Origin of the sequence: Streptacidiphilus sp. MAP12-16 (assembly GCF_041262165.1) — a bacterium.
GTDB lineage: Bacteria > Actinomycetota > Actinomycetes > Streptomycetales > Streptomycetaceae > Streptacidiphilus.
In genome coordinates, this window is the sequence record NZ_JBGCBY010000009.1 from 34,502 (window position 1) to 46,542 (window position 12,041).

Annotated in this window: 15 protein-coding genes and 2 riboswitches; of the genes, 10 read left to right on the forward strand and 5 right to left on the reverse strand. The window is 69.6% G+C overall.

Going from position 1 to position 12,041, the window contains the following annotated elements:
* Window positions 1-26 precede the first annotated feature (26 nt).
* Window positions 27-362, forward strand: coding sequence for a YciI family protein (locus tag ABIA33_RS13800; protein ID WP_370081040.1), 336 nt, complete (start codon window positions 27-29; stop codon window positions 360-362).
* Window positions 359-1,579: an RNA polymerase sigma factor gene (locus tag ABIA33_RS13805; RefSeq protein WP_370081042.1), complete on the forward strand. Its 1,221-nt coding sequence runs from the start codon at window positions 359-361 to the stop codon at window positions 1,577-1,579. The genes ABIA33_RS13800 and ABIA33_RS13805 overlap by 4 nt, the downstream gene beginning before the upstream one ends.
* Before the next feature lie 64 nt (window positions 1,580-1,643).
* Here ABIA33_RS13805 and ABIA33_RS13810 read toward each other — a convergent pair whose 3' ends face one another.
* Both ABIA33_RS13810 and ABIA33_RS13815 read right to left on the reverse strand, forming a co-directional pair.
* On the reverse strand, window positions 1,644-2,129 hold the full coding sequence (locus tag ABIA33_RS13810) for a hypothetical protein (protein WP_370081044.1): 486 nt from the start codon (window positions 2,127-2,129) through the stop codon (window positions 1,644-1,646).
* A gap of 93 nt (window positions 2,130-2,222) precedes the next feature.
* Entirely contained in the window at window positions 2,223-2,429 is a 207-nt protein-coding gene (locus tag ABIA33_RS13815; RefSeq protein WP_370081046.1) for a hypothetical protein, read from the reverse strand.
* A gap of 231 nt (window positions 2,430-2,660) precedes the next feature.
* Here ABIA33_RS13815 and ABIA33_RS13820 point away from each other — a divergent pair, with 231 nt between their 5' ends.
* Both ABIA33_RS13820 and ABIA33_RS13825 read left to right on the forward strand, forming a co-directional pair.
* Window positions 2,661-2,882, forward strand: coding sequence for a hypothetical protein (locus tag ABIA33_RS13820; RefSeq protein WP_370081048.1), 222 nt, complete (start codon window positions 2,661-2,663; stop codon window positions 2,880-2,882).
* 120 nt (window positions 2,883-3,002) lie between these two features.
* Window positions 3,003-3,947, forward strand: coding sequence for a DUF5996 family protein (locus ABIA33_RS13825; protein WP_370081050.1), 945 nt, complete (start codon window positions 3,003-3,005; stop codon window positions 3,945-3,947).
* Between the two features lie 27 nt (window positions 3,948-3,974).
* Here ABIA33_RS13825 and ABIA33_RS13830 read toward each other — a convergent pair whose 3' ends face one another.
* A complete protein-coding gene (locus ABIA33_RS13830) occupies window positions 3,975-4,862 on the reverse strand; it encodes a helix-turn-helix transcriptional regulator (RefSeq protein ID WP_370081052.1) in 888 nt (295 codons plus the stop codon).
* A gap of 177 nt (window positions 4,863-5,039) precedes the next feature.
* On the opposite strand from ABIA33_RS13830, the gene ABIA33_RS13835 reads away from it, so the two are divergent.
* A complete protein-coding gene (locus tag ABIA33_RS13835) occupies window positions 5,040-6,008 on the forward strand; it encodes an SDR family NAD(P)-dependent oxidoreductase (RefSeq protein ID WP_370081054.1) in 969 nt (322 codons plus the stop codon).
* A gap of 91 nt (window positions 6,009-6,099) precedes the next feature.
* On the opposite strand, the gene ABIA33_RS13840 is transcribed toward ABIA33_RS13835, so the two are convergent.
* Window positions 6,100-6,933: an alpha/beta fold hydrolase gene (locus ABIA33_RS13840; RefSeq protein WP_370081056.1), complete on the reverse strand. Its 834-nt coding sequence runs from the start codon at window positions 6,931-6,933 to the stop codon at window positions 6,100-6,102.
* A gap of 283 nt (window positions 6,934-7,216) precedes the next feature.
* On the opposite strand from ABIA33_RS13840, the gene ABIA33_RS13845 reads away from it, so the two are divergent.
* From ABIA33_RS13845 to ABIA33_RS13860, 4 genes are all read left to right on the forward strand, one after another.
* A complete protein-coding gene (locus ABIA33_RS13845; RefSeq protein WP_370081058.1) occupies window positions 7,217-7,696 on the forward strand; it encodes a MarR family winged helix-turn-helix transcriptional regulator in 480 nt (159 codons plus the stop codon).
* A 205-nt stretch (window positions 7,697-7,901) separates the two neighbouring features.
* The gene (locus tag ABIA33_RS13850) at window positions 7,902-8,102 is read left to right on the forward strand and encodes a hypothetical protein (RefSeq protein ID WP_370081060.1); all 201 of its coding nucleotides are present in this window, start codon (window positions 7,902-7,904) and stop codon (window positions 8,100-8,102) included.
* 628 nt (window positions 8,103-8,730) lie between these two features.
* A complete protein-coding gene (locus ABIA33_RS13855; protein ID WP_370081062.1) occupies window positions 8,731-9,630 on the forward strand; it encodes a YhjD/YihY/BrkB family envelope integrity protein in 900 nt (299 codons plus the stop codon).
* 276 nt (window positions 9,631-9,906) lie between these two features.
* Window positions 9,907-10,632, forward strand: a complete 726-nt coding sequence (locus ABIA33_RS13860; RefSeq protein WP_370081064.1) for a polysaccharide deacetylase family protein — start codon at window positions 9,907-9,909, stop codon at window positions 10,630-10,632.
* Here the strand turns inward: ABIA33_RS13860 and ABIA33_RS13865 are convergent.
* A complete protein-coding gene (locus ABIA33_RS13865) occupies window positions 10,622-11,137 on the reverse strand; it encodes a transporter substrate-binding domain-containing protein (RefSeq protein WP_370081592.1) in 516 nt (171 codons plus the stop codon). The two genes, ABIA33_RS13860 and ABIA33_RS13865, sit on opposite strands and share 11 nt — an antisense overlap.
* A gap of 236 nt (window positions 11,138-11,373) precedes the next feature.
* A riboswitch (SAM riboswitch) is annotated at window positions 11,374-11,484 on the reverse strand.
* A 167-nt stretch (window positions 11,485-11,651) separates the two neighbouring features.
* A riboswitch (SAM riboswitch) is annotated at window positions 11,652-11,762 on the forward strand.
* A 21-nt stretch (window positions 11,763-11,783) separates the two neighbouring features.
* Here ABIA33_RS13865 and ABIA33_RS13870 point away from each other — a divergent pair.
* Window positions 11,784-11,864, forward strand: coding sequence for a putative leader peptide (locus tag ABIA33_RS13870; protein ID WP_370081594.1), 81 nt, complete (start codon window positions 11,784-11,786; stop codon window positions 11,862-11,864).
* Window positions 11,865-12,041 lie beyond the last annotated feature (177 nt).

A 12,041-nucleotide genomic window follows, 5' to 3' on the forward strand; every position in this document is an offset into this window, starting at 1 on the left:
GCATCGAGGAAAGGGAGACTGTAGCGATGAAGTACATGATGTTCGTCTGCACCGACACCGAGCCGGACACGGACCCGGAGAACGAACCCGACATCGACGTGTGGGTGGCGGAGAACGATGCCGCCGGTCGACGGCTCCAGGGGATGGTGCTCGCGCCGAAGTCGACGGCCACGACGGTTCGGGTGCGTAACAGTCAACTGCTGGTCTCGGACGGCCCGTTCGCGGAGACCAAGGAGGTGATTGTGGGCTTCGACCTGCTCGAGTGCGAAGACCTGGATGAGGCGATCGAGGTCGCCCGGGCGCACCCGATGGCCCGTCGCGGCCGCATCGAGATCCGCCCGTTGGCCGACTTCGAACAGTGAGCGACGCCGCACGTGCCGCGGCGGCGCAGCTCGCCGCGGCCACGGCTGCCGACGCGTACCCGCGTATCGTCGCGGCACTGATCCGCGTCACGGGTGACTGGACGCTGGCCGAGGACTGCGCGCAGGAGGCCCTGGCCCTGGCGCTCGCGCGCTGGCCAGGCGATGGCGTACCGGCGAATCCGGGGGGCTGGCTGATGACGGTGGCCCGCAACCGCGCCCTGGACTTTCTGCGGCGGGCTTCGGTCGAACGGCGCAAGCTGCGCGAGCTGGCGGTGCTGGCGCTGACCGCCGCCACCGAGGAGCCAGCGCAGGAGGAGGTCGTGGACGACCGGCTGCGACTGATCTTCACCTGCTGCCACCCCGCACTGGCTCTGGAGGCCCAGGTGGGGCTAACGCTGCGCACGATCTGCGCGGTCCCGACCGCGGCCATCGCGCTGGTGTTCCTGGTCGGCGAGTCGACGATGACCCGCCGGCTGACCCGGGCGAAGACGAAGATCGCCCAGGCCCGCATCCCCTACCGGGTGCCCAGCGGTGCGGCCCTCACCGAGCGGCTGCCGGGCGTGCTGGCCGTTCTCTACCTGCTGTTCACCCACGGCTACAACCCTGACGGAGAGCCGGCGTTCGCCGAGGAGGCGATCCGGCTGACCCGGCTGCTGGCACGGCTGATGCCCGGCCAACCCGAGGCGTCGGCGCTGCTCGCCCTCTTCCTCCTGCAGCATTCCCGGCGCGAGGCGCGCCGGGACGCCGGAGGACTCCTGGTCAGCCTGGACAAACAGGATCGGTCCCGCTGGGATCACGCGGCGATCGGCGAGGCCGTGGGCATCCTGTCCGGCCTCCGTCAGCTCGGGCCCTACGCGCTGCAAGCGCAGATCGCCGCCTGCCACGCCACCGCGAAGTCCATGGAGGACACCGACTGGCGCCGGATCGCCGACTGCTACGACCAACTCGTCCGACTCCAGCCGAGCCCGGTGATCGAGCTGAACCGCTCCGTCGCGCACGGGTACGCGTACGGGCCCTCGGCCGGACTCGCGCTGCTCGCACAGGCCCGCACGGGTGGCGCGCTCGACGACTACCCGCTGGCCATCGCCGCCGAGGCGGACCTCACCGCCCGCGACGGCGACCGCGAGCGCGCCGCCGCCCTCTTCCGGCAGGCAGCCGAGCGGACCCACAGCGAGTCCGAGCGCCGGGTACTGCTCAACCGCGCCGACGAGATGTAGGGCACTCGGCCACGGCACTGGCGTGAGCACCGCGTCGGGGTGGCAACCTGACGGCGCGGCCCGGTCAGCCGGGTGCCTGCAGCAGGACGACCGCCGGGTAGCGGGCCAGCTGGGCGGCCATGACCGCGGTGAGGTGGCCTGCCTCGACGGCTGCAGAGAGTGGCGCGGGCAGCGGCCCGGCCGAGGTCGGAGTCTCCTCGGCTTCCAGCGGAAGTGGTCCGGAGTGGGTACTGGCGCGCCGCGCGGCCAGGGCGAGCGACTCCGGGGCGGGCACCTTGGCGGTGATCAACTGTTCTGGTTCGTCGGCCCCGTCGTCGTCGGACCAGCGCACGGCGTAGCGCCAGCCTTCGTTCTGGCGCCAGCGGAGCACCGTGTGCGACGCCGCGCCGGTGTCCGGCTCGATGACTTCGTCGGCCAGCGGGATCACGGCCTCCATGACGGCCTGGCCGCCTTCGTACGTGAAGTCCAGCGAGCCCCCCGGGGCGGCGAGGTCGCTGACGGCAGACAACACGGCGTCGATGTACGGCTTATGCGGGTATCGGGCGTTCATGCACTGTGCAACGAGCGGACCGGCTGGACAGCACGGCGCCCGACTGATCAAGCGAGTGTCCGTCCGACGAGCACTCGCTGAGCGGACACGTACTCAGCGGGCCGCCGTCATCACCTGTTCGAAAGCCGTCAGGCAAGGCGGACAGAAACGCTGCCCGCCTTGATCGCCTTCGTCGGCGGCGACCAGCAACAGCAGCTGGGCCCGGCCGCACAGAGTCGTCGGCGTTTCCTTGCTCACGATGTGCCACACCAGGACGGACTCGTCACTGGCCGGATCTTGTTCAGCGCGCATCTCGTACATCGCACGACTCCCGTCCTTCCTGAAGACGTTATGCGGCCTGCCCCAGTGCCGCGAGGCGGACGTGGCAGCAAGGTGGCGGCACGCCGGATCAGGGGGCCGAACCGGTGACTGGCGCGGCGTCACCGACGGGTCGCGACGGCGGTGCTCGCATTGGCTCCCCCGGGCTCCTAGTGTGCGAGGCAGTCTCCGGGCCCACCGGGTGGGCGCCTTCGCTATCGCAAGGACCCTTGGATGCCTCCTATCGGATCGCTGGAGCAGTTGCTGCGTGCCGTCGGCGGTCACGTCGCCCGCGGGCTGCTCGCGGTCGACCCGCACGGGGGGCAGAGCCGCGCTCGGCGCAACGCGGCCCAAGCTGCGGCCCAGGCCAGCGCGCAGCGGTACGAGCGCGAGGAGGTGTCCGCCTGGACCGCCGAACGCGCCGCGGCCCGCACCGACCAGGTCCCCGGCGGCTGATCCATCGGTGGGGCCCCTGATCGGCTACGCCGCACGAGCCGGACAGATGCCGTACCTGTCCGCCACGGCCATGATGGACGTACGACACGGAAGTACGGCGCACAGGCGAAGGGATTGGCGATGGAGCTGTTTCCATCTATGCCGCTCGCCGAGTGGCAGGACACCAAAGAGACGCTGCACCGGTTCGTGCAGGTCGTGGGCAAGATCCGACTCGCGTCGAGTCCTCGGAGCAACCACTGGTGGAACGTCCCGTTCCATCTCACCGGACGCGGGATAACCACGCGTCCGATGGGTCAGATCGACGGCAATCCGATCTTCACCATCGACTTCGACTTCGTCGACCACCAACTGGTTGTGGCGACCTCGGACGGACGGGCTGTGTCCTTCCCGCTCTTCGGCCAGTCCGTGGCGTCGTTCTACCGCAACACCCTGGACGCGACGGCCGCGCTGGGCCTCCAGGTGGAGATCGGCCTTCCCAGGCCGTTCGACCTGCCCGACGCCGCCCGGCCCTTCGCTGAGGACTTCGAACATGCCGGCTACGATCCGGTCCTGGCCAACCGCTACTGGCAGGTACTCAGCCAAGTGGCGCTGGTGCTGGAGGAGTTCAAGGCGCGCTTCTCGGGCAAATCCAGCCCCGTACACCATTTCTGGCACACGATGGACATCGCCCACACCCGGTTCTCCGAACGTCACGTCGACCCGCCGCCGGAAGCGGACTCGGTCACCCGGGAGGCGTACTCCCGGGAGGTGATCAGCTTCGGCTTCTGGTTCGGGGACGCCGCCTTCGCCGAACCGGCCTTCTACTCCTACACGGCCCCAGAGCCTGCTCAGCTGATCGAGGAACCACTCAAGCCCGCGTCCGCGCGGTGGGTCGCGTACAGGCAGGGCCATCTGGCGCTGCTGCGCTACGACGACGCCCGCGCCGAGACCGATCCGCGAGCAGCCGTTCTCGACTTCTACGAGAGCGCCTACCAGGCCGGCGCTCGCCAGGCCGGTTGGAACGCCGCCCGTTTCGCCTGCCCAGGCGGAATCACAGATCCGCGCCTGTCGGCCGCACCCCGCTGAACAGGTCAGCGCAGGTGCGGCTGCCGTTCAGCGTGGCCGCTCCGCATCCCGGAGGACAGAGTCGTCGGTCCAGCTGGCCAGCAGACGCAGGGCCTGTTCAGAGGCAGAGCCGGGTTCGGCGGTGTAGATGCCCAGAGTCTGGTCGGGGTCGCCGGTGACGGCCAGAGCTTCGTAGTCGAGGGTGAGGTCCCCGACCACCGGATGGTGGAACGTCTTGGTGCCGTACGTGCGGCGCTTGACGTCGTGGTCGGCCCACCAGATGCGGAAGTCCGGGTCGCGCAGCGAGAGTTCACCCACGAGTTCGGCGAGCTGGGGGTCGCGGGGATGCTGGCCGGCGTCGAGGTGCAGGGCGGCGACGGTGGTGCGGGCGATGCCCTCCCAGTCGTCGTAGAGGCTGCGGGCGGCTTCGTCGAGAAATATGAAGCGGGCCATGTTCCGCTCACGCCGGGGCAGGACGTCGAAGTCGGTGTAGAGGGCGCGCGCCAGTCGGTTGGTCGCCAGGACGTCGGTGCGGCGTCCGACGACCAGGGCCGGCACCTCGCTCATCGTCTCCAGGATCCGGTACAGGCCCGGGCGTACGCGCTGGGGCGGCAGGGCGCGGGGACGGGTCCGGGCGGGCCTGGCCACGGCGAACAGGTGGCTGCGCTCGTCGCCGGTCAGCCGCAGCGCTCGGGCGACGGCGTCGAGGACCGCTTCGGAGACGTTGACGTTGCGGCCGCGCTCCAGCCGTACGTAGTAGTCGACGCTGACCCCGGCGAGCTGCGCGACCTCCTCGCGGCGCAGCCCCGGAACCCTGCGGACCGTGGGCGAGGGCGTCAGACCGGCCTGCTCGTGGGAGATCCTCGCTCTGCGGGTGCGCAGGAACTCTCCCAGTTCGGTCGCCTGGTGGCTCGCTGTCGGCAGATGGACGTCCATGCCTCCACGCTACGACGCGCACCGCTTCGGCTTCGGCCGTAGACAGGTACTGCCGGACCCCCGGTCGGACCGTGCCCCTTGTGTCGCGCTGAACAGCGGCTTCGGGTGCTTGTCTGGAATGGACGGACGAACCGCTCCCCGCCGTGTGCGGCGGGGCTGCACAGAAAGGCTGATCCCATGACCGAGCACGGACGCATCACGACGCCGTTCGGGGCACAGACCACCGCGGCGGAGGTGGTGGTGGGCGTTGACCTGACCGGCCGTCGCGCCGTGGTCACCGGTGCCTCCTCCGGCATCGGCGTGGAGACCGCGCGCGCCCTGGCCGCGGCAGGGGCCGAGGTCACTCTCGCGGTCCGTGACACGGCCGCGGGCGCGAAGACCGCCGCCGACATCACCGACACCACCGGTAATGCCCACATCCTGGTCGCACCACTCGATCTCTCCGACCAGGCGTCGATCGCGGCCTTCGTGACAGCCTGGGAGGGCCCGCTGCACATCCTGGTCGACAACGCCGGCGTCATGGCCACCCCGGAGACACGCACCGCCGAGGGGTGGGAGCTGCAGTTCGCCACCAACCACCTCGGCCACTTCGCGCTCACCACCGGCCTGCGCCAGGCGCTCAGGGCGGCCGGCGACGCCCGCGTCGTGGTCGTCAGTTCGGTCGGCCACCTCAACGGCGAGGTCCTCTTCGAGGACATCAACTTCGAGCACCACCCATACGACCCCTGGGTCGCCTACAGCCAGTCCAAGACGGCCAACATCCTGTTCGCGGTCGAGGCCGCCGAGCGCTGGGCGGAGGACGGCATCAGCGTCAATGCCCTCAACCCCGGCCGGATCGCCGACACCAAGCTCTCCCGGCACATCGGCGATCCGGTCGCCAGTGCTCCGGCGTCCTTCGAGCCCGGCCACAGCACCGGCGTGTCGGTGAAGAACACCAAGCAGGGCGCCGCCACGTCCGTGCTGCTCGCGGCCTCCCCGCTGGTCGACGGCGTCACCGGCCGGTACTTCGAGGACTGCAACGAGGCGGCCCCGCATCAGCCGGGTGTCCGCCGCGGCGTGATCGGCTACGCCCTCGACCGGCAGAAGGCGGCCCGCCTGTGGCAGGTCTCGCTCGACATGCTCGCCAACGCAAGGACCACGGTCTGACCGCCGACGCACCTGCGCGAGTCGTTGGTCGGACACTCCTGCCGCCGTACCGGGCTTTCGCGTCGGCACGGCGGCAGGCGGTGGATTCGGGTCAGCCGGCGAGGAAGTCCAGCAGCGCGGGGTTGACGATCTCGGGGTGGGTCCAGGCGATGTTGTGCGGGCCGCCTTCCACGGTGACGAAGGTGAGGTCCTTGATCAGGGCGGGCAGGCGCTTGGCGGTGACCTCGTAGGGCAGGATCCGGTCGGCGTTCCCGTGGATGAGCAGGGTGGGGACGTCGATCTTGGGCAGGTCGGCCCGGAAGTCGGTCAACCAGGAGTCCACGCAGGCGTATGCGGCGTGGGCGGAGGCGGCGACGGCGACGTTGAAGCTGTTGTTCCAGGCCTGGTCGCTGATGCGGCTCCCCGCGAAGGTGTCGACGTTGTAGAAGTTGTCGAGGAAGTCCTTGAAGTAGGCCGGCCGGTCGGCGACCACGGCGGCCTTGATGCCCTCGAAGACCGACCTGTCCACGCCCTCGGGGTTGTCCTCGGTCTTGAGCAGGAACGGCGGGATGGCGCCCATCAGGACAGCCTTGCTCACCCGGGCGGATCCGTAGCTGCCGAGGTAGCGGGTGACCTCGCCGGTGCCCATGGAGAAGCCGACCAGGACGACGTCGGTGAGCTCCAGATGCTCCAGCAGCGTGTTGAGGTCGGCCGCGAAGGTGTCGTAGTCGTAGCCGATGGTGGGCTGGCTGGACTGGCCGAACCCGCGGCGGTCGTAGGTGATCACCCGGTAGCCGGCCTCCAGCAGGACGCGCTCCTGCTTCTCCCAGGAGTGGCCGTTGAGGGGGTAGCCGTGGATCAGGACGACGGGCTGGCCGCTGCCGTGGTCCTCGTAGTAGATGTCGATCGACGACGAGTTCTCCTGGCCGACGGTGACGAAGGACATGTCTGGTACCGACTTTCTTGAGGAGAGTGATTGACAGCCCGGCTTTGCGGGACCGGTCCGGCCCGGTCGACGGGCGCGGCTGCCGGGCGAAAAGGCGGGAAGGGTCCTGACCTGGACTCCGGTTCAGACGGTGCAATTCTCCGCGCAGACCCTCCAGGTGTGCCTCTCGAGAGCGTGAGGCAGGAGGTTCCGCTCGACGCCAGCAAACCTAGCCAACGATTACCTCGTGCACAAGCAAATCGTGTACATGGACATTGTGCACGCTCCCAGATATGCTCTGACGATGACCAGCCTCGACCTCGACCAGCAGCCGGATCCGGGCTTCTCCCTGCTCCTCGAAGACCAGCTCTGCTTCGCCCTCTACGCCGCTTCTCGTGCGGTCACCGGGCTGTACCGGCCACTGCTGGACGCTCTCGGGCTGACGTATCCGCAGTACCTCGCCTTGCTGGTGCTCTGGGAGCGCGGCGAGACCTCGGTCAAGGAACTCGGCATCGCTCTCCAGCTCGACTACGGCACTCTGACCCCGCTGCTCAAGCGCCTGGAGGCGAACGGCCTGCTGCGCCGGGAGCGCCGCCGCGACGACGAGCGTGCGGTGCGGATCACACTCACCGACGAAGGCGCCGCCATGCGCGAGCGCGTCCGTGCCCTTCCCGGCGCGATCGGCGACGGCATCGGCCTGGAGCCCGAGGAGGTCGAGCGCACCCGCGCCACCCTCCGCCGCCTGACCGCCAACGTCACCGCCCACAACCCGGCCCGCAGTTGACTCGCGAGATTCTGCTCCGAGGCCGGGGCCGGCCGTAGCTCGGGTCGTGGCCCATGGGAGCCGATGGCGCTGGCGGGGCTCGGCTTCCCGGAGTGCATCCGGCGGCGACCGCGGTAGGCGCGCTCCGCCATCTGAGACGTACACCTTGCGCCCACCCGGGCCCAAGATCCAGGATGGTGAGTTGCTGGACAAACGAGGAGGCGGCATGACCGAGCAGCCCGATTCGAACCCTCTGTCCGAGGGCATTACGCCCGACGCGCTCCTGCACGTCGGCTCCAGCGACGATGTCACCGCCGAGGATCTGGTTCTTGCCTCGGGGCGCGACCTGACCCCCGAGCATCTCGCCTGGGCGGAGCGCAAGCTGGCCGCGGAAGGCCGCGCCGCCATCGAGAAGCTGCTCCCCTAAACCGCGCCGCGAACCACTTCCACCCGGCCGGTCGCGGATCGTGCCTGGCCGGGGGCCGTCGACGTCGCGTCCCCCGCACCGCTGTGCGCCGCGCCGGCACCGGACCAGGCTTGGGGTGCGGCTGCTGCGGTGGGTCGCCGGAAGGCGGCTCGGTGATGCACTCAGCGCTGGGCTCATCTCCGCGACGACGGAGTGCTGCACAAACGCGACGGTGACCGGGTCGACCAGCGCGCTGCGGTCCTGGTCGCGCGGGGGCAGCTTCGAGAACTGACCGAAGACGTCTTCCACCCCACCGTGGTCGGCGATCAACTCGGCACTGACGTTTCCACCGTGCCCCATCGTGCGTGCCCCTTCTGGGTGACCATGCCTGCTCCGTGGGTGGTCCTCCCTGTCGAACAGAAGCCGGGCAGGTTGAGACGCGCCGCGCCGGACGAGGGGCGTCGCCGTAGCCTTGGTGTGGAGCCGCATCGGCTTCGCGTTTTCGCCTCCCGTGCCACCGGCGACCCGAAACCCTCTCCGGTGCGAGCGTCGGAGCGGGGTATGCGCGGGTCGGCCTCAAGTCGGCGGCTTCCGGGCCAGGAAAGGACGGCGACCACCGAACCCGCACTCACCCGGGAAGTGAGGAGCCATGTCCGGCGTGACCGCCCCGGTGACCCCCATGGGTCCCCGGAGACCGCCCTGGGGTCGCCGCGTGCGACGCGCCTGGCGGCGGTCCTGGGTCTACCGGTTCGGCGGGCGGGCACGGGACGTCGAGTTGATGCACCGGGCGCTCGGTTTCGCCGCCCTCGGCCTGGTCACGCTGGTGCCGCTGCTGATCGTCGTGGCGGCGGCTTACCCGGTCCGCGGCGAGGGGTTCGCAGGGTGGCTCGTGGACGGGCTCGGCGTGACCGGGACGCCCGCGACGACGGTACGGAACCTGTTCTCAGCGCCCCAGCGCGTGCTGGGCACCACAAGCGTCTTCAGCGTCGTGGCCGGTGTGGTCTTCGGAATATCCTTCTCCTCCTGCATCCAGACCGGCTACGAGCGCATCTGGGACCTGCCGCCCGGACGATGGCACGCCGTGTGGCGCCAGCTGACCTGGCTGGCTGCCCTCACCGCATGCCTCTTCGTGGACGTGCACAGCGGTTCGCTGCTCCAGCACGGATGGGCGGAGGGTACGTTCCGCGGACTCCTGACCTACGCGACCGGAACCGTCCTCTTCTGGTGGGGACAGCACCTGCTCCTGGCAGGGCGCGTCTCCTGGCGCCAACTGTTCCCCGGAGCGTTCTTCACGGCGCTCGGCCTGGTCGGCCTGCGAGTCGTCTCATCGCTGGTCCTCGCCCCGCTGCTGGCCAGCGACGCCCTCACCTACGGAGCAATCGGCACGGTGCTGCTGGTGCAGTCGTGGATGATCGGGGCCGGGGTGGTCGTGTTCGGCGGCGCGCTGCTCGGCCGCGAGTTCAGTGCGGGCCGCGATCCCGAGCAGCCCCTGCGAGATCGCCGGGTCTCCAGGTCACGACCGCAGCCACGGCGGCGCCAGGCTGGCTGAGGAGTCCTCAGCTCAAAAAAGGCGGTCCTCTCTCGGCCAAGCCGTCCGGCGCGCCGGAGAGCGTCCAGGGAGACGCGACCGCACTACTGCACCGCCCGATTGGCCTCATGTGGTTTGGCTGTGGCGGCCTTCGGGGATGTGATCGTCTCGCTGGCCATGCTGCGCACGACGAGGCTCAGGGAGCTTCGGGACGGATGCGAATGCTGGACGGCGGCCCGGCCGGCCCGGCGCAGCCGTTCCCTCGGCCGAGGCATCGTTCAACCAACAGGAGGGGTCTTGACTTCAACGGAGGGATCGCTCGTTTCCCGCAGGGCCCTGTTCTCGCTCGGCGGCCTCCTCGTGGTCAGTGCCCTCGCGAACGCCACCCCGGCCGCCGCCGAGGCGAAACCGCGGCCGCGGCGGCGGGCCGCGGATCCGGAGAAGCCCCAGTTCTACGTCCACCAGGGCCCGCGCGCGATCGCGCTGACCATCGACGACGGACCTCACCCCGAGTGGACCCCGCAGGTCCTGGGGATCCTCGGCAGGCACGGAATCACCGCGACCTTCTGCCAGGTCGGCGAGCAGATGCAGGCCTACCCGACGCTGGTGCGCCGAGTCGCTGCCGAGGGACATCTGATAGCGAACCACACCTGGACGCATCCCGATCTGGCGCGGGTCTCGCCAGGGGTGCTGCTCAGCGAAATCGAGCGCACCAGTGCCGAGATCCTCCGAATAACGGGCACTGCGCCCGGCATCTTCCGCGCCCCCTACGGGGTCTGGACTGCGGAGACCTTCGCCGCATGCCGTCAACTGGGGCTACGCCCGGTGGACTGGTCGGTGGACCCCCGCGACTGGTCCAGGCCGGGCACCGCCCACATCGTGCGGGAGATCGAACAGCACACTCACGGTGGATCGATCATCCTCGAACATGATGGCGGCGGGGACCGCTCCGAGACTGTGGCCGCCCTGCGCATCGCAATCCCGTGGCTGCTGGACCAGGGCTACTACTTCGTCACACCCTGATGTGGCGGACGAGGCCCACGGGTCTGGTGCTGATCTGGCCGAGGTACTTGGTCCCGGGGATGCGCGCGGCTGTGTACTTCAGGCTCAGGGTGGGGCCGAAGTAGATGTCCACCTTGCCGTTGGCCAGCCCGAGGAAGATCGGTGCGGTGTCGCTGAAGTACTGCACCTGGTAGGGGCTCTTGCCGGCCGCGGCGCACGCGGACGCGCCGTTGGTGAGGATCTGCTGGAAGGTGGATCCGGAGCTGGTGGCCACGTTGTAGCCGCACAGGTCGGTGAGGGTGGTGGCCTTGTCGATCTTTATGTCCTTCGCGCCCAGGAACGACTGGCCGTCGCTGAGGTACGTGGCGAAGTCGACGACCCGCTCGCGGGCCTTGGTGGCACCGAAGTTGGCCTGCCCCACGTCGTACTTGCCGTTCAGCACACCGCGGATGACGGTGGGGAAGGCGCCGTACTGCACGTCCCAGGTGACGCCGAGCACCTTGGCGACGGCGTTGCGCAGGTCGATGTCGAGGCGAGGGGGTGACGGCGTGGACGGATCAGTCCTCGGCGCCGGAGGGCGCGGGTGAGGTCAACAGACCGGACATGTCCTCGGACACAGCGCGTTGCTCACGGGGAGCAGGTCCTGGTGGCACCGGGCGATCCGCAGCTGGAAGGAGCCGTGCGGGTGCGGCGTGCTGCCGTCGCTGTCGCCGACGCCTCGTACCTGCATATGGTTCACCTCACAGTCGTCGGGCCCTCGGGGCCTCGCGCTTACAGGACGGCACCGTCCTGTCGGGTCGTCACCTGGAGCACCCCACCGCGGACGAGGGTTGCCGGTCAGCAAGCCAGGGCTTGTCGCTGACGCTCATCACCAGGGATCACGTTAACCGTTCAACCACGACTGGGCAATACCTATCGATCCAGTAGGGATTCAGGTCGCCGCCGAGGCGATGGAATCAGCCACCGGTTGACCGCCGGTCGATCTCCAGTTGATCTATGGGGATTGTGCTCGACGTCCATTCGAAGTTACGGTGTGAGCAGGTAATGAGCGTCAGCGACAAGCCCTGGCTTGCTGACCAGCAACCCTCCAACGCGGCGGGGTGCTCCAGGTGACGACCCGACAGGACGGTGCCGTCCTGTAAGCGCGACTTCGAAGGCGGAGGTGGACAGCAGTGCGTCAGGCCACAGGCACGTACTCACGGCGACACATCGATCTCCAGCGCATCGCCAGCGCCCTCTGTCCGACGGCCTGAGCCGCACAGCCTGAGCCGCACAGCCCGGGAGCGATAGGACCCCGGCCGTTGGCGTCCGCGGCCGCTGGCGTCCGACGCCGCGCCGCCGTGCACCGCCCCAGGCGGACTGCGCGTCCCTGGTAGCACCCTCCCTCCCGCCGACTCCGCCCCGGGCCAGACAACACACCCCGACGCGGT